General features: G+C 65.3%; 10 protein-coding genes. 8 read left to right on the forward strand and 2 right to left on the reverse strand.

The features are described 5' to 3' along the window. Positions 1–4 precede the first annotated feature (4 nt). The 4 genes from gcvT (at position 5) to ACFVWT_RS12825 (ending at position 4,714) form a co-directional block, all read left to right on the forward strand. Positions 5–1,153, forward strand: coding sequence for a glycine cleavage system aminomethyltransferase GcvT (gcvT, locus tag ACFVWT_RS12810; protein ID WP_390248266.1), 1,149 nt, complete (start codon positions 5–7; stop codon positions 1,151–1,153). A 262-nt stretch (positions 1,154–1,415) separates the two neighbouring features. Next, a complete protein-coding gene (gcvH, locus tag ACFVWT_RS12815; protein WP_011690632.1) occupies positions 1,416–1,799 on the forward strand; it encodes a glycine cleavage system protein GcvH in 384 nt (127 codons plus the stop codon). After that, entirely contained in the window at positions 1,796–3,133 is a 1,338-nt protein-coding gene (gene glyA / locus ACFVWT_RS12820) for a serine hydroxymethyltransferase (RefSeq protein ID WP_390248268.1), read from the forward strand. Before gcvH ends, glyA begins: the two co-directional genes overlap by 4 nt. Before the next feature lie 159 nt (positions 3,134–3,292). Beyond that, entirely contained in the window at positions 3,293–4,714 is a 1,422-nt protein-coding gene (locus tag ACFVWT_RS12825; RefSeq protein WP_390248270.1) for an L-serine ammonia-lyase, read from the forward strand. A gap of 32 nt (positions 4,715–4,746) precedes the next feature. Here ACFVWT_RS12825 and ACFVWT_RS12830 read toward each other — a convergent pair whose 3' ends face one another. Further along, positions 4,747–5,313 (reverse strand): TspO/MBR family protein, encoded by a 567-nt coding sequence (locus ACFVWT_RS12830; protein WP_390248272.1) that lies wholly within the window; start codon positions 5,311–5,313, stop codon positions 4,747–4,749. 144 nt (positions 5,314–5,457) lie between these two features. On the opposite strand from ACFVWT_RS12830, the gene ACFVWT_RS12835 reads away from it, so the two are divergent. From ACFVWT_RS12835 to ACFVWT_RS12845, 3 genes are all read left to right on the forward strand, one after another. After that, a complete protein-coding gene (locus ACFVWT_RS12835) occupies positions 5,458–6,279 on the forward strand; it encodes a DNA/RNA non-specific endonuclease (protein ID WP_390248274.1) in 822 nt (273 codons plus the stop codon). Positions 6,280–6,399: 120 nt separating this feature from the next. Then, positions 6,400–7,473, forward strand: a complete 1,074-nt coding sequence (locus ACFVWT_RS12840; protein WP_390248276.1) for a lipid II:glycine glycyltransferase FemX — start codon at positions 6,400–6,402, stop codon at positions 7,471–7,473. A gap of 31 nt (positions 7,474–7,504) precedes the next feature. Continuing rightward, positions 7,505–9,001, forward strand: coding sequence for a threonine/serine exporter ThrE family protein (locus tag ACFVWT_RS12845; protein ID WP_390248278.1), 1,497 nt, complete (start codon positions 7,505–7,507; stop codon positions 8,999–9,001). Positions 9,002–9,069: 68 nt separating this feature from the next. Here ACFVWT_RS12845 and ACFVWT_RS12850 read toward each other — a convergent pair whose 3' ends face one another. Next, positions 9,070–9,909 carry a siderophore-interacting protein gene (locus ACFVWT_RS12850; RefSeq protein WP_390248280.1) on the reverse strand — a complete coding sequence of 280 codons (840 nt, stop codon included), beginning with the start codon at positions 9,907–9,909 and terminating at the stop codon, positions 9,070–9,072. Between the two features lie 125 nt (positions 9,910–10,034). Between ACFVWT_RS12850 and ACFVWT_RS12855 the strand changes: the two genes are divergently transcribed. After that, positions 10,035–16,100, forward strand: a complete 6,066-nt coding sequence (locus ACFVWT_RS12855; protein WP_390248282.1) for an Ig-like domain-containing protein — start codon at positions 10,035–10,037, stop codon at positions 16,098–16,100. The last annotated feature ends 34 nt before the right edge of the window (positions 16,101–16,134 follow it).

Genomic DNA, 16,134 nt, shown 5'->3' on the forward strand with positions numbered 1-16,134 from the left:
CCCGATGACTGAGAACTACACCGCGCTCTATGAAGAGCACAAGAAGCTCGGCGCGTCCTTCACCGATTTCGGTGGCTGGCAGATGCCCCTGAAGTACTCCTCCGAACTGGCCGAGCACCACGCCGTCCGTAAGGCCGCCGGCCTGTTCGATCTCTCCCACATGGGCGAAGTCTGGGTCACCGGCCCGGACGCTGCAGCCTTCCTGGACTACGCCCTCGTAGGCAAAATTTCCGCCATGTCCGTGGGCAAAGCAAAGTACTCGCTGATCTGCCAGGAAGACGGCGGCATCATCGACGACCTCATCACGTACCGGCGTCCAGCGGCGGAGGACGGAACTGATAAGTTCCTGGTGGTGCCCAACGCCGGCAACGCCGCTGTGGTCGCCGCCGCCCTTGCCGAAAGGGCAGCAAAGTTCGACGTCGTTGTGGAGGACGCTTCCGCAACGACCTCGCTGATCGCCGTCCAGGGTCCCAAGGCCGAAGCCATCCTGCTTCGCCTGGTTCCGGCGGCACAGCACGAGCTGGTCACCGGACTGAAGTACTACGCCGCCGTCGAAGTTCCCTTCCTGGTGGCCGGCGCCCCCAAGGACCTCCTGCTCGCCCGGACCGGCTACACCGGTGAAGACGGCTTCGAGATCTTCGTGGACAACGACGACGCCGCAGCCCTGTGGCAGGCCATCGCGGCCGTCGCCGAGGAGGGCGAGCTCGTCCCCGCCGGCCTGGCATGCCGCGACTCGCTGCGCCTGGAAGCCGGCATGCCGCTCTACGGCAATGAGCTCTCCCGCGAAGGCAACCCCTATGCAGCAGGCCTCGGCCCGGTTGTCTCACTCGCCAAGGACAGCGACTTCGTGGGGCGTGCGGCGCTCGAAGCACTCAAGGCCGGCGGCGCCGGTGCCACGAGCGGACGCAAGCTGGTGGGCCTCAAGGGCCTGGGCCGGCGCGCGGGGCGCGGCCATTACCCGGTGCTCAAGGACGGCGCAGTTGTTGGCGAAGTGACCTCCGGCCAGCCGAGCCCCACGCTGGGCTACCCCGTGGCCCTGGCCTATGTCGACGTCGAATTCTCCGAGGTGGGCACTGCCCTGGACATCGACCTGCGCGGCAAGGCGGAGCCGTTCGAAGTTGTGGCACTGCCTTTCTACAAGCGCCAAAAGTAGCCCTGGGCTGGCTCCGTCGGGGTCCGACCCGGCGCTGTTTGGCCCCGTCGGGGCTGACATCCTCCGCGTGCTCGGTCGCGTAGACGCCCGCTGGGCGGACGTGACGCTCCCTTAGACGCACGCTTCCGGATGCCTGCCCCGAAGGGGGCCGTCAGCTGTCGTGTCCCCAGCCGGCAACCTCGATCATTGGGGGTGGGCTTGTCAGAATCTGGCTGGTGCCGTACTGAACTACATGAGATTTCAAACGTAAAGGAAAAAACACATGGCAAAAGTAGCCGCTGAACTGCAGTACTCCGACGAGCACGAGTGGGTGGCCCGCGAGGCCGGCAACCTGGTCTCGATCGGCATTTCCGCCGTGGCCACGGACGCCCTCGGCGACATCGTGTACGTTGACCTGCCCGAGGTTGGCTCCACCGTGACGGCAGGGGAGACCTGCGGCGAGGTCGAGTCCACCAAGTCCGTTTCGGACCTGTACTCCCCGGTCACCGGCGAGGTCACGGAAACCAATTCCGCCGTCGTCGACGACCCCGCACTGATCAACAGCGATCCGTACGGTGCCGGCTGGCTCTTCAAGGTGGCCGCGGATTCCGACGGCCCGCTGCTCTCCGCCGAGGAATACGCTTCCAAGAACGGCGGCGAACTGTGAGCGGCGCAACCGCGGGCGCAGGCACCGGAACTATCGCCTTCGAGCAGGTAGTCTCCCCGTCCCTGGATGCGGACCTGTCCGCACTGGACCCTGAGATCGCGGCGAAGATCGACGACGAACTGGCCCGCCAGCGCACCGGCCTGGAAATGATCGCCTCGGAGAACCACACCGCCAAGGCTGTCATGCAGGCACAGGGCTCCGTGCTGACGAACAAGTACGCCGAGGGCTACCCGGGCAAGCGCTACTACGGCGGCTGCGAACACGTTGACGTGATCGAGCAGCTGGCTATCGACCGGGTGAAGGCCCTGTTTGGAGCGGAATACGCCAACGTGCAGCCGCACTCCGGCGCGCAGGCCAACGCCTCGGTGATGCACGCGCTGATCAAGCCGGGCGACACCATCATGGGCCTGAACCTGGCCCACGGCGGCCACCTGACCCACGGTATGCGGATCAACTTCTCCGGCCGGCTGTACAACGTGATCCCGTACCAGGTCCGCGAAGAGGACCACCGGATCGACATGGCCGAGGTGGAACGCCTGGCCCGGGAGCACAAGCCGCAGCTGATCGTCGCCGGCTGGTCCGCCTACGCCCGCCAGCTGGACTTCGCCGAGTTCCGCCGCATCGCCGACTCCGTTGGCGCCTACCTGATGGTGGACATGGCGCACTTCGCAGGGCTGGTCGCGGCCGGGCTGCACCCCTCACCCGTGCCGCATGCGCACGTCACCACCTCCACCACGCACAAGACCCTCGCCGGTCCCCGCGGCGGCATCATCCTCTCCAACGACGCCGACATCGCCAAGAAGATCAACTCGGCAGTGTTCCCCGGTCAGCAGGGCGGTCCGCTGGAGCACGTCATCGCCGGCAAGGCCGTGGCATTCAAGATCGCTGCGTCCCCGGAATTCAAGGAACGCCAGGAACGCGTACTCGCCGGTGCCCGGATCCTGGCGGACCGCCTGGTCCAGCCGGACGTGACCGCCAAGGGGATCAACGTGATCTCCGGAGGCACCGACGTCCACCTGGTCCTGGTGGACCTGCGCAACTGTGAGTTGGACGGCCAGCAGGCAGAGGACCGCCTCGCGGAAATCGACATCACCGTCAACCGCAACGCCGTGCCGTTCGACCCGAGGCCGCCGATGGTCACCTCGGGCCTGCGTATCGGAACCCCGGCCCTCGCGACCCGCGGTTTCGGCGAAGCAGCCTTCGCCGAGGTTGCGGATATCATCGCTGAGGCGCTGATCGCCGACGCCGGCGCGGACCTGTCCGGGCTCCGCGCCCGGGTGGAGGCCCTCGCCGCCGCCCACCCGCTCTACCCGTCAGTTGCGAACGTCGGCTAGAGCACGTATTACAGAAGTACAGATGCACGACGCCGGGCGGCCGCCACAAGCTGCCGCCCGTCGTCGTGCATCCGGCAGGACGACCGCCCACCGGCGGTTGCACCGCCCTCCGGCAGGACCATCTGCCGGGCCACAGCTAGACCTAGTTAGGAACCGACCATGGCCGTTGGTGTCTTTGATCTTTTTTCCATTGGGATTGGGCCTTCGAGTTCGCACACGGTGGGTCCGATGCGGGCTGCCGCGGTGTTCGCTGAGGAGCTGAAGGCCTCCGGTGTCCTGGAGGAGGTGGCGGGGTTACGGGTGGATTTATATGGTTCCCTTGCTGCGACGGGGCATGGTCACGGGACCATGACGGCGATCCTGCTGGGTTTGGAGGGTTACCACCCGGAGAAGATCCTCCCCGCGGAGGTGGAGGAGCGGCTCGCGGCGATCGCGGAGACCGGGACCCTGGAGCTGGCCGGTGCGGTTTCGCTGCCGTACGGGGTGAAGGACATGGTGCTGCGGCCGTTGACGATCCTGCCGCGGCATACGAACGGGATGACGTTCACGGTCACGGATGCCGGCGGGGGAGTCCTGCACCAGGCGACGTTCTTCTCCGTGGGGGGCGGCTTCATTGTCCGCGAGGGCGAGGAAGAGGCGGCGCTGAAGGAGCTGGACGAGTCGAAGAAGGAGCTGCCGCTGCCGTTCCGGACCGCGGCGGAGCTGCTGGGCCGGTGCCAGTCCAAGGGCCTGTCCATCGGGGAGATCATGTTTGTGAACGAACGTGCCTCCCGGTCCGAGGAGGAGATCCGGGCGGGCCTGCTGCACATTTACTCGGTGATGGAGGAGTGTGTGGCGGTGTCGCTGAAGCGGGAGGGGTTGCTGCCCGGGGGACTGAAGGTCCGCCGTCGGGCGCCGGACTGGCATGAGCGTTTGGTGAAGGAGGCCCGGGACCAGGATTCCCAGGACCCGGACTACCGGGATCCGAAGTATTGGCAGGAGTGGGTGAACCTGATCGCGCTGGCGGTGAACGAGGAGAACGCCTCGGGCGGGCGGGTGGTGACGGCTCCGACGAACGGGGCGGCCGGGATCATCCCGGCGGTGTTGTATTACGCGCTGCATTTCGCGCCGGGGATGGATGTGGCCACGCAGCAGGACCGGGATGATGTGGTGGTGAAGTTCCTGCTGACCGCCGCGGCTATCGGGGTGCTCTACAAGGAGCAGGCCTCCATTTCGGGGGCTGAGGTGGGCTGCCAGGGTGAGGTGGGGTCGGCGTCGTCGATGGCGGCCGCGGGCCTGGCCGAAGTCATGGGCGGGACGCCGCAGCAGGTGGAGAATGCCGCGGAGATCGCGATGGAGCACAACCTGGGGCTGACGTGTGATCCGATCGGCGGGCTGGTGCAGATCCCGTGCATTGAGCGGAACGCGATCGCGGCGGCGAAGGCCATCAACGCCGCGAAGATGGCGCTCTGGGGTGACGGCACGCACCGGGTGTCCCTGGACGAGGTGATCGTGACCATGCGCGAAACCGGCAGGGACATGTCCTCCAAATACAAGGAAACCGCGATGGGCGGCCTCGCCGTCAACGTCGTCGAATGCTAAGTCAGTAGTCCGGTAGTCGGGTCCCCCGGGAGCTAGTTGTGCAAGGCCGCCCACCAGTTCAGGCTGCTAGCGAAAACCAGCCAGGAAATGTAGGGCAGCAGCAGCAGGCCGGCTGCCCGGTTGATCGGGCCGAAACGCAGGACCGTGACCGTCACGGCGACGATCAGGGCGATGATGATCGAAAGCCCCAGCCAGAGCGACGCCGTGCCCATCGCCGGGTAGAGCCCGAAGAACGCCGGCGTCCACAGCAGGTTCAAGCCCAGCTGGATCCCGTACGCCCTCAGGGCGGGGCCAGTGCGCTGTCCGGGGCGACGCCAGACGAGCCACGCGGCAACGGCCATTGCTGTGTACAGCAGTGTCCAGACCGGACCGAAGACCCAATTGGGCGGGGACCACGGGGCCTTGTCCGCTGTGGCGTACCAGCCGTCCACGTTGCCCAGGGTGGCGAAAGCGCCCAGCCAGGCGACCAGTGCGGAGGCACCCAGGAAAACAGCCAGCCCGAGCAGCTGCGCGCCTGTGCTGCGGCTGACGGGACGGGCGCCATCGGCAGATCCGGCATCGGCGGATCCGGCCATGGGCTGTTCGTGAGACGCCTTCATAGTTCAACCCTTGCCAGTACGGCATGTTGAGTCAAGTCGTTCCCGCGCCAGGCCAGCCAGCGGCCGAATGCGTCATCCAGGGCTGGTCGCAATCGTTGCTCGCCTGCTCTGTTCACCCTGAGGCTGTAGTGCCACTATGTAGCTATGACTGGGGGATATGACCGGGACTTTCTGCGGGCACGCCTTGAGCTGCCCAGTCCGTCGGCAGCAACGGTTTTGCTTGACTACATTCACTTTTCGGTCCGGCTCCGCACCGCGCGGAAGCTGGCCGCCGTCGTCGGCGTCAATATTCATGGACGCGAGCTGGTCCCGCTGGGCCGCGAGGGAACCTGGCACTTCGATGCCCGGGTCCCGAAAGAGCTGCAGGCGGGTCCGGAGGTTTACAAGAACAACGCCTTTGACCGCGGGCACCTAGTGCGGCGGCTGGATCCGGTGTGGGGGGATGAGACGACGGCCAAGGCAGCCAACCAGGACACCTTCGTTTTTACGAATGCCGCGCCCCAGATTGACGACTTCAACCAAGGCAAGGAACTGTGGGTGGGGCTGGAGGATCATGTGCTCAACCACGCAGACCTCAACGACGCCAAGCTGAGCGTGTTCACGGGACCGGTGTTCGAGGAGGACGACTTGCCCTACCGGGGAGTGCAGATTCCCCGGATGTTCTGGAAGATCGCGGCCTGGACCATGGACGGAAAACTCGCTGCTGCCGGATTCCTGCTGGACCAGTCCCCGCTGCTGGGGAAAGTGGAACTCAAGAAGGAAATCCGGGAACGGCTCCTGGCCGATGAACCCCCGCCGCTGGGCCCCTTCCGCACCTTTCAGGTCCCCGTCTCCCGGATCGCCGAATTGACCGGGCTGAGCCTGTCCCGGCTCGAAAATGCGGACCGGCTCGCCAAGAGCCAACGTGCCTTGGGCAAGGAGCCCCTGGCCGTGCGGCTCAAGTCCATTGAGCAGATCCGGCTCTGAACCCGGACGACGCGAGGGAGTCCGCCGGTCAACGTCCTCCTAGGGAGGGCCGATAGACTTGTGGCTTGCATGCCCGGCATGCAGCCGAAGCACCGACCGCAAAGATTGGACACCGCGCACTTGCGAGAATTCACCGCCCGCTTTGCCTCCGCCGAGGAGGTCGCCAACTGGGACAACCACGTCATCGCGAACCCGAACGGCGGAAACCTGCTTCAGTCCGAGGCCTTCGCCGAGGTCAAACAACACTTTGGCTGGAAGCCCCTCCACCTGGTCTACGAAACCGCGGACTACACGAGCTACAACCTGGTGCTGGAGAAGTCCTTTCCTGTGCTGGGCAAGCTGTGGTACCTCATCAAGGGGCCGGACGTTGCCGCAGTGGAGGATATCCCGGGCATCGCGGCCGCGAACGCGGAATTCGTGAAGCGCGCAAAGCTGGGCGTCTTTGCCATCAAGATTGAGCCGGACATCATCGATTCCGAGGACGCACAACGGGTGATCGAGGGCGCGGGCCTGGTCAAGACGCACAACCTGCAACCCAATGACTCCACCGCTTTGCTGGACATCGCACCGGAGGAGAATCAGTTGTTGCGGAACCTGCACTCCAGGGGACGCAACGCTGTGCGCCGGGCCATCCGGGAGGGCGTGGAAGTCCACAACGTCGAGCCCTCGGAGGAGAATTTCCGGGCCATGTACGCGCTCATGACCACCACGGTGGAAGCGAAGTCACAGGTCAGGGTCCGTGAATACGAGTACTACCGGCAGTTCTGGACCAACTTCATCAACCGCGGGCAGGGTCGGCTCCTGTTCGTCTACGAGAACGGCGTTCCCTCCGTTGGCGCCTTTGTGATCAACTACGGCCGGAAGGGGACGTACAAGGATGGCGGCTCGCTCCAGAAGCGCAACCAGTACGGCGACTCCCACCTGGTGCAGTGGACGGCCATCAACCAGGTCAAGGAACTCGGTTGCACGGAATATGACTTCTGTGGCACCCCTCCGAGCGACAAACTCAAGGACACCTCCAACCCGTTCCACGGACTGGGGCTGTTCAAGACCAGCTTTAGCAAGACTGTCACCGACTTCGTAGGCTGCTACGACCAGGTGCTCAGCCCGCTGAAATACAAGGCCTGGATGGCCGCCGGCGAACGCGTGGCGCGCCAGCTGTACACCAGGCGGACAGGCCAGCAGTTCTACTAAATCCCTTTGTGAAGCCCATGAGGAGGCCGCAATGACCAAAGCACCCGACGGTCGCCGCAGGCCACCCGCGGCGGAACTGCCCCCGACCCAACCTCTCACGGCGTCGCAGGTACGGCAGAACGCCGCCGCCAAACGCATGCTTCGCAGGCTGGTCCAGGGCGAAAACCCGCCCACCGCACCCATGAGCATTGTGGACCGGCTCGCGGGCAGCCCATACGCCAACCCCATGATCCAGGTGGGGGGAGTGGATACTTCTGCGCGCAAAACCATCGATTTTGCGCTCCATCTGGCCGAGTCCATGTTCCGGTACGGCGCCGGTGCCTTGGAAGTGGAAACCAGCATCATCGCGATCACGGCGGCACTGGGCCTGAAGCACATCGAAGTGGACATCACCAACCAGTCGGTTGCCATTAACTACGCACCCAAGGACCAGACCCCCATTTCCCTGCTCAGGGTGGTGCGGTCCTGGACGAACAACTATGCGGGCCTGGCAAAGGTGCACCAGCTGGTTACGGACATCGTGGCCGGCGGCGTCGGCAGGGATGAAGCAGTCCGACGGCTGGACGAAATCATCCGCAGCTCCAAGCCGTTTCCGCGCTGGATGGTCACCGTGGCCTTCGGCGTGTTCGCTGCCGTCTTCGTGGGAGTGCTGGGCGGCGGGCCGGGTGCTTCAGCTGTGGCATTCGGTTCGAACCTCCTGGTCAGCCTGCTCGCCCGGCAACTGGGCCGCTGGCGGGTGCCCGACTTCTTCACCACGGCATCCTGTGCATTTTTGGTGACGTTCATCGCCCTGCTGCTCTGGCGGTTCGGCAGCCCCGTGGGCATACAAATTGCGCCCGCGATCGTCGTGGTGGGCGGAATCCTGCTGCTCCTGCCCACCGGCCGGCTTGTCTCGTCAGTGCAGGACGCCATCAACGGCTTCCCCGTGACCGCTGCGGGCAGATTCCTGTCCACCATGCTGACCTTCGGTGCACTCGTCGCTGGGATCTCGGTGGCTTTCGTCTTCGGCACCATGATGGGCATGGAGGAAATCGATGTCACGGAGACATTCCCGCCAGCGTATCCGTTGTGGGCGCTCATCGTCCTGGTGGCCATCGCAGTGGTAGCCATCGGCATCACGGAACAAACCGCGTGGAAGCTGCTCCTGCCCACCGCCGCCGTCGGTGTGGTGGGCTATCTTGTTCTCCTCGGTGCGGACCTGATCGGCATGGGTGCCAGGTTCTCCCCGGCAGTGGCAGCGGTGGTCATCGGCCTGCTGGCACGGGTCATCGCACTGAAGATGGGCGCCCCGCAGCTGGTGGTGGCTGTTCCTGCGGCCCTCATCCTCTTGCCGGGCCTGACTATATTCCGCTCCATGTATGTCTTGACCATTGAAGAATCGGAAATCCTGATGGGCGCCGGGGGCATGCTGAATGCCGGTGCGATTGTACTGGGGGTGGCAGCCGGAATCGTCCTCGGTGACACTCTGGCCCGTCCGCTCACCCGAAGCCTGGCCAGCAACGAACGCCGCCGCGCCCGGCGCCGCTAGCCTGCCATCCGGCACCGGATAGGCCGGATCCGGATTGGCCGGATCCGGACCTGCCGGGTGCGGGCCTCTTAGATCTGGCCGATGGGGAGCTTCTTTTCGGCCTGGAAATCGTCCTCCACCCGGCCCTTGGCCCAGTAACCGGACAGCGACACCTGCGCGCGCTCCAGGCCGCGCTCCCGGTAGAGCACCTCGCGGAGGGACTTCATATAGCCCCGCTCGCCGTGGGCGAAGACCTGCACCCGTCCGCCGGGCCACTCGGCATCCCGTACCGCGCTGACGAGAAGTTCGCTACTGCCTGCTGCGACGCCGTTCCGCGGCAGCCAGTGGATCTGGAGTCCGGCGGGGGATTTGATGGGCTGGACTTCGGCGAGACTGTCCACTTCCAGGAACGCAATTCCGCGGGCTTCCCGCGGCAGCGACTCGATTGCGGCGGCAATGGCAGGCAGGGCGGCCTCGTCACCGGCGAAGAGGTGCCAGTCGGCTGCGGGGTCCGGGTTGTAGCCGCCGCCGGGGCCAGTGAACACCAGGGGGTCGCCGGGCTTTGCTTTCGCCGCCCAGGGGCCCGCCAGGCCCTCGTCACCGTGGATCACGAAATCGATGGCCAGTTCGCGGGCGGCTTCGTCCACCCAACGAACGGTGTAGGTCCGGGTGTACGGCCATTGCTCGCGTGGCATGGTTTCCCGGATGGCCCAAAGGTCGAGCGGAATCGGGTACTCGATGCCGGGCTGCGGGAAGACAATCTTTACGTATCTGTCGATGTAATCGTTGTTCACATAGCTGGCGAAGCCTTCGCCGCCGGCCACGATCCGCACCATGTGCGGCGAAAGTTCCTCGCGCCGCAGGACCGTGAGGGTCGTTTGGGGCCGCGATTTTCGGCTGGCTGGCGTGGCAGCAGGAACGGAAGTCATGGAAGTAAGCCTAGGCTAAGGTGCGGCCCTGGACCTTTTGGCCAACCTCGCCGGGTTGGCTACATTACTGCAGTTGTTGGTCTAATTGGGTAGCCGCGCTTTGCAAACCTGGGGGATACACAGCCATGCCTTTGTCCGGAACACTATTCTCGAAGCGCGGCAAGGTTGTTCAGGCCACCGGTTTCTCCGCCATTGCCGCGTTCCTCGCTGCAGCAGCCATCCTTTACCCGGGCGTCGAGTCCGCTGATGTCGACCTCAACGACGGCGGCGTGTGGGTCACGAACAAGACCCTCTCCATGACTGCCCGGCTGAATTATCCTTCGCAAGCTCTGGACGGTGGCGTCACCCCGCCGGGCACCGGCTTCGATGTGGTCCAGCACGCCGGGGAAGTCTTCATTGACGACGGCGCCACGCTAACACCGGTAGACCCTGCAGCCATGCGGTTGGAAACCCCCCTCGAACTTCCTGCGGGCGTGCGGGCTTCCGCCGGGCAGGGGTCATACGTTCTGAGCGACACCGGCTCCGGCGAGGCATGGGTCGCTTCCGCGGGGAGCGTGGCCGGCTTCACCACGGAGTCCGAACCGGTGGTGACCGGAGCCAAAAACCTGGTTGCCATGATCGGGGCTGACGGAGCGGCCTACGTCGCTGACTCCGGGGCCCGCGAAGTCACACGGATAGTCGTCAACCCGGACGGAAATCCTGGCAAAACCGAAAAGGTCGCTTTTGCCGACTTCTCGGCCGCCAAGGACTTGCAGCTGACCACCGTTGGATCCCGGCCGGTGCTTCTGGACGGGGACACGGGTACGGTGTATCTCCCCGGCGGCAGGACGGCTGTGGTGCCCGGAGGCAAAGGGGCCCTTCTGCAGCATTCCGGCGCAGACAGTGGATTTGTGGCCGTGGCGACGCCCGGAGGCCTGTTCAAGCAGCCACTTAACGGTGACCCGGCCAGCTCCCAGCAGGTAGCGGACGGCGGCCTTCCGGCCAAGCCGGTGCAGCTCGACGGGTGTGTGCATTCCGCCTGGCACAAGGCGGCCCTGTATGTCCGTGACTGCGAGGACGACGCCTATGACAAGCGCTCCGGCATCCCCGGGGCAGATAAGAAATCGGAACTCGTCTTCCGCGTGAACCGCAGCCTTGTAGTCCTCAACGACACCAACGGCGGCAACGTCTGGCTTGTTCAGAAGGAAATGCAGCTGGTCAACAACTGGCAGGATCTTCAGACGCCGCCGAACAAGTCGGAAGAAGAGAAGGAAGACGCCGCGGACCAAAATCCGCTGACCCAGCTTCCGGACAGGACCCAGGAAAACCGTAAACCCAACGCGCAGGATGACGAATTCGGCGTACGGCCGGGTAAGACGACGCTATTGACGCCACTTGACAATGATTCCGATCCCGACGGGGACCTGCTGACCATGACCGTTCTCGGTCCCGGACCCGGCAACGGGCAGGTAACGCCTATCTATAACGGCTCGGCAATGCAGCTCGCAGTGCCGGCCGAAGCATCCGGAACGTCAACGTTTGGCTACCAGGTCGAGGACGGCCGGGGGAAGAGCGCGCAGGCTAAAGTCACTGTGCGGGTGCGTCAGGCCTCTGAAAACGGGCCGCCGACGCAGAAACGGAAAACGGTGATCCTTCTTGAGCAAGGTAAGTCGATCAGCCAGAATGTCCTGGCGGACTGGGCCGACCCGGACGGGGACGACCTCTTCCTGCGGTCCGCAACTGCCGACAACGGAAGCGATCAGGTCCAGGCCCGCGCCGACGGACTGCTGCAGTTCCAAGACATCGGCACGTCGACGGGGCAAAAGACGGTCATCCTCCGGGTCTCGGATGGCCAGGCCGAGGCTGAAGGAAAAATCACGGTGGATGTCCGCCCCCGGGGAACGCTTCCCCCGGTGGCTAACCCGGACCACATCAGCGTGGTCGCCGGCCAGGACGTGGTGGTCTCGCCCCTGGAAAACGACCTGGACCCTGCCGGGGCGTCGCTGCGCCTTGCCCGCGTGGACGGCCCGTCAACGGCAAGGGTGACGCCCCATTTTGACGCCGGAACATTTGTTTTTAATGCAGCATCGGCCGGAACCTATTACGTCACCTACCAGGTGACCAACGGGCCGGCCAGCCAACTGGGCCTGGTCCGAATCGACGCCACCAATGGAGCGTCCAGCGGCGCCCCGATCGCTGTCCGTGACGTGGCACGGCTCCCGCAGGGCGGCCAGACCCTCGTTGACGCACTCGCCAACGACATCGACCCCGCCGGCGGAGTGATGGTGATCCAGTCGGTGACGGTCCCGCCGGGTTCGCCGCTGTCGGTGGCTATCCTGGACCACAGTGTCCTGAGGGTAACCGATGCCCGTGGCGCCACGGCACCCACGACCTTTTCGTATACCGTGTCCAACGGCCGGGAGACGGCAGTGGGCGAAGTGACGGTCCAGCCTGTCCCGGCACCGGCAACGTTGCGCCCGCCGCGGGCACTGCCCGATGAGATCACCGTGCGGGCGAATGACGTCGCCGCCGTCCACGTCCTGGCGAACGACGTGCACCCGGACGGTGCGGAGCTGACGCTTAACCCCAAGCTGGCCCAAACTATTGATCCTGCGGACGGCATGCTGGGGGTCTCCGGCGACGTACTCCGTTTCAAAGCCGGCCCTGCCCCCAAAACCGTGCACGCGATCTATGTGGTGGCGGGCCCCGATGGACAGGAGTCCTCCGCACAGGTCACCATCCGGATCAAGGGCGGCGGGGAAGACCAGAATTCCCGTCCGGAGCCCCACAACTTGACGGCCCGCACCATTGCCGGGAGCACCACGCGCATCCAGGTCCCGCTGGAGGGCGTCGACCCGGATGGAGACTCTGTTGAGCTGATCGGACTGGACAAAGCCCCCGCACAGGGAACGGTGGTGGTCGGGACGACCTACCTTGAATACACGGCAGCTGCCAAGGCCTCAGGGCAGGACACCTTCAGCTACGTGGTGCAGGATACTTTCGGTGTCCGCAATACCGCCACGGTCGCGGTCGGGATCGGGCTGGCCTCCGGATCCAACCAGCAGCCCGTTGCAGGTGACGACGCCGTTACGCTCCTGCCTGGCCGAAACGTGGCAGTGAACGTTCTGATGAATGACGCGGACCCCGACGGCGATCCGGTTTCCCTGGTGCGCGACGGGATCGAGGCGGATGCTGCCCTCGGGGCGTCCACCGGGGACGGCCGGGTGAGGTTCACGACGCCGGCAGAAGCATCCGCCGTCGTCCTCCGCTACAAGATTTCAGACGGCCGCGGCGGAACGGCGACGGGAACCCTGAAAGTGAACGTCCGGACGGACGCGCCCCGAAAGGCTCCCGTCGCCCGGGACGACAGGGTGTCCTTTGCAGAGACGTTGGGCAAGACCGCTGTGGACGTACCGGTTCTCAAAAATGATGAAGATCCCGACGGCGTGAGCTCGGATCTGCGGATCACAACCGGCGCGGAAGAGACCGGTGTATCGGTGCGCCCCAACGGAAGCGTCAACGTTACGCTGTCGCCGAAGGCCAGGATCATTCCCTACACCGTCACCGACCCGGACGGGCTCGGGGCGACAGCGTTCATCCGCGTGCCCGGAACGTCGGAGCAACGGCCCGCGCTGAAGGACAGCACACCGTTGGAGGTGGTGAGCGGCAAGGTGTTGACCGTCGATCTGGACAGCCTCGTCCTGACAAGGAAGGACCGTGCACCCCGCATCACGGTTGATTCGCGTGTATCGGCGGTGGCTGGCAGCGGGAGCCCCCTGGTCCAGGACGAGGACACGCTGCTCTTCACCTCGGCCGACGACTATGCCGGCCCGGCGTCCCTGACCTTCGAGGTGGCGGACGGCCCCGTGGACGCTCCGGACACACTGACCGCAGTTCTCACGATCGGCATCAAAGTGCTTCCCGATCCTGACCGCAACCATCCTCCGGTCTTCTCCTCAAGCAAGGCCAACGTCGTCCGGGGTGAAGAATCCGTGGTTGACCTGGCCGAACTCGGCGGTGATCCGGACGAAGCAGATCAAGGCAAGCTGAAGTTCTCCCTGGTTCCTCCCCTTCCCAACGGCGTCACGGCCACCATTGATGGAAGCTCACTCAAAGTCACTGCCGGCGGTGAATCCGCGGCCGAGGGCAGCCGCGTTGCCGTCTCGGTTGCTGACCCCCGCGGGCTCTCGTCCCAAGGGACAGTGGAGCTGTTGCCTACCCCCTCGTTGCGTCCGCTGCCGGTGGCAAACGACGATGTGATTGCAGAGGCCCGGGCGGGTGAGAACCGGAACATAGATGTCCTCGCCAATGACGTGGACCCGTTCCCCGATAGCGGCCTCAAGCTTCTCCGTGCGGTCGTTGAGACGGGTGACGGCAGCGCCACAGTGGCCGGCGGAACCGTCGATGTGAGGCCGTCTGAAACCTTCGTGGGAACCATGGTGGTCAGGTATCGGATCCAAGACAAGACCGGCGACCCGCAGCGGGAGGCCGACGGCCGTATCCGCTTGACGGTTAAGGCGAAGCCGGGCAAGCCCGGCACCCCGGTAGCGACCGAGGTCCGGGACCGGACAGTGGTCCTGAACTGGACGCCGCCACCCGCCAATGGTTCCCCGATCACCGGCTACAGGGTTACGACCACTGCGGGAGTCAGCAAAATGTGCCCGACGAACACGTGCACGGTAGACGGCCTGACCAACGACGTCGAGTATGTCTTTTCCGTGGTTGCCGTGAATGGCATCGGTGACTCGCCGGCTTCGGACCCTTCAGCTCCGGCACGCCCTGACCAGCGTCCTGAGGCTCCGCAGGCTCCCACGCTGGCGTTCGGCGACAAGCAGCTCTCCATCAGCTGGCCTGCCGCCACCAGTACAGGGTCTGCAATCAGCGAATATGAACTGCAGCTGTCACCGGCTCCGCCCTCCGGCCAGACGGTCCGTTCCGCCGGCCCCGGCCTGAGCTTTACGTGGAGCGGCCTCGCCAATGGAACGTCGTACCGGGTGCAACTGCGCGCCAAAAACAAGGCGCCGGAGCCCTCGGACTGGAGCCCGTTCTCGGCTGCGGAAACACCCGCCGGCGTCCCGGCTGTTCCAGCGACGCCCACTACAACCCTTGCCACTTCCGGGGCAGCGAGCTCGGTGATCCAAGTCAATTGGTCAGCCCCGGAGGGCAACGGCGACGCAGTAACCGAGTACACGGTGGTGTCCGCCCATGCAGGCTCGGCGGCCGCTACCCAGGTGGTACCTGGAAACCGGACGAGCGCTGCTTTCAGCGTGGGGAATTCGGACACCGGCTACACGTTCACGGTGGCCGCGCGGAACAAGGCGGGATACTCGGCCGCAAGCCCGCGCTCGGACGCCCGCCGGGCGGTGGGCGCACCGGGCCCGGTGGACGGGCTCCGGGCGGATCCGTTGGACAACAGTGCCCAGTTGACTTTCAGCGGCCCGGGCACCACCGGCGGCGCCGCGGCCGGGGAAACCGTGTACGAGTATCGTGTCAACGGCGGCCAGGTTGCCGTAGTTCCGGCCAGCAAGGTCATTCCAGGCCTTGCGAACAACGGCACGTACACCATCGGTGTCCGGGCGACGAACATCGTGGACGGCCAGTCCTACCCGGGACCCTTTTCCGACGCCAACCCCGTGGCGCCCTTCGGCAAGCCGTTACAGGCGATCACCGACGGGTTCCACTACGGGACGTCCCAGGTGCGGACCGTGGTGACGCCCCCGGCAGCAAACGGCCGGCCGGTTGCGGGCTTTGAGTGGACCAGCCGGTATCCCGACGAGGGGCGTGACGGCCCATCCGGAACCCTTCCCGCCGGCGGAGGTGAGATCTTGGCCGGTGACAAGCCCGACCAGAACGTCCAAGTGTTCATCACGACCCTTGACAGCGAAGGCCACCGCAGTGATGTCCTGCAGGCAGGCGGCCGGACGTACCAAAACGTGAGTTTCGCGGTCAACGGTGAATTCGGGGGACTCTGCGCCTGGACCAGCCGCGACGGAGGACCGGCCGACAACCGGGTGGACTGCCTTGCGGCAGGCGGAGATTGGATTGTCAACGGCACGCGGGTGTCCATCAACTGTTCCATTGCCGCCGCGGGTTACACCTTCCGTGGCGCCCCGGCCAACCTCTGGGCGGTCGGGAGCACATATTCCGCGGCCAGGAACCTGAGGGTGGCGGGCCAGACGTTCAGTGCCCAGGCCCAGACGTGCCCTTCGTGATGCATAGGGATCGGGGTCGGATCAAGCTGTCCAG

Origin of the sequence: Arthrobacter sp. NPDC058288 (genome assembly GCF_042880995.1) — a bacterium.
GTDB lineage: Bacteria > Actinomycetota > Actinomycetes > Actinomycetales > Micrococcaceae > Arthrobacter.

Excerpts from the sequence above, each read along its gene's own strand:
- ACFVWT_RS12855 (WP_390248282.1), top strand. The coding sequence starts at position 10,035 with ATGCCTTTGTCCGGAACACTATTCTCGAAGCGCGGCAAGGTTGTTCAG.
- ACFVWT_RS12835 (WP_390248274.1), top strand. The coding sequence starts at position 5,458 with ATGACTGGGGGATATGACCGGGACTTTCTGCGGGCACGCCTTGAGCTG.
- gcvT (WP_390248266.1), top strand. The coding sequence starts at position 5 with ATGACTGAGAACTACACCGCGCTCTATGAAGAGCACAAGAAGCTCGGC.
- ACFVWT_RS12830 (WP_390248272.1), bottom strand. The coding sequence starts at position 5,313 with ATGAAGGCGTCTCACGAACAGCCCATGGCCGGATCCGCCGATGCCGGA.
- ACFVWT_RS12825 (WP_390248270.1), top strand. The coding sequence starts at position 3,293 with ATGGCCGTTGGTGTCTTTGATCTTTTTTCCATTGGGATTGGGCCTTCG.
- ACFVWT_RS12850 (WP_390248280.1), bottom strand. The coding sequence starts at position 9,909 with ATGACTTCCGTTCCTGCTGCCACGCCAGCCAGCCGAAAATCGCGGCCC.
- gcvH (WP_011690632.1), top strand. The coding sequence starts at position 1,416 with ATGGCAAAAGTAGCCGCTGAACTGCAGTACTCCGACGAGCACGAGTGG.
- ACFVWT_RS12845 (WP_390248278.1), top strand. The coding sequence starts at position 7,505 with ATGACCAAAGCACCCGACGGTCGCCGCAGGCCACCCGCGGCGGAACTG.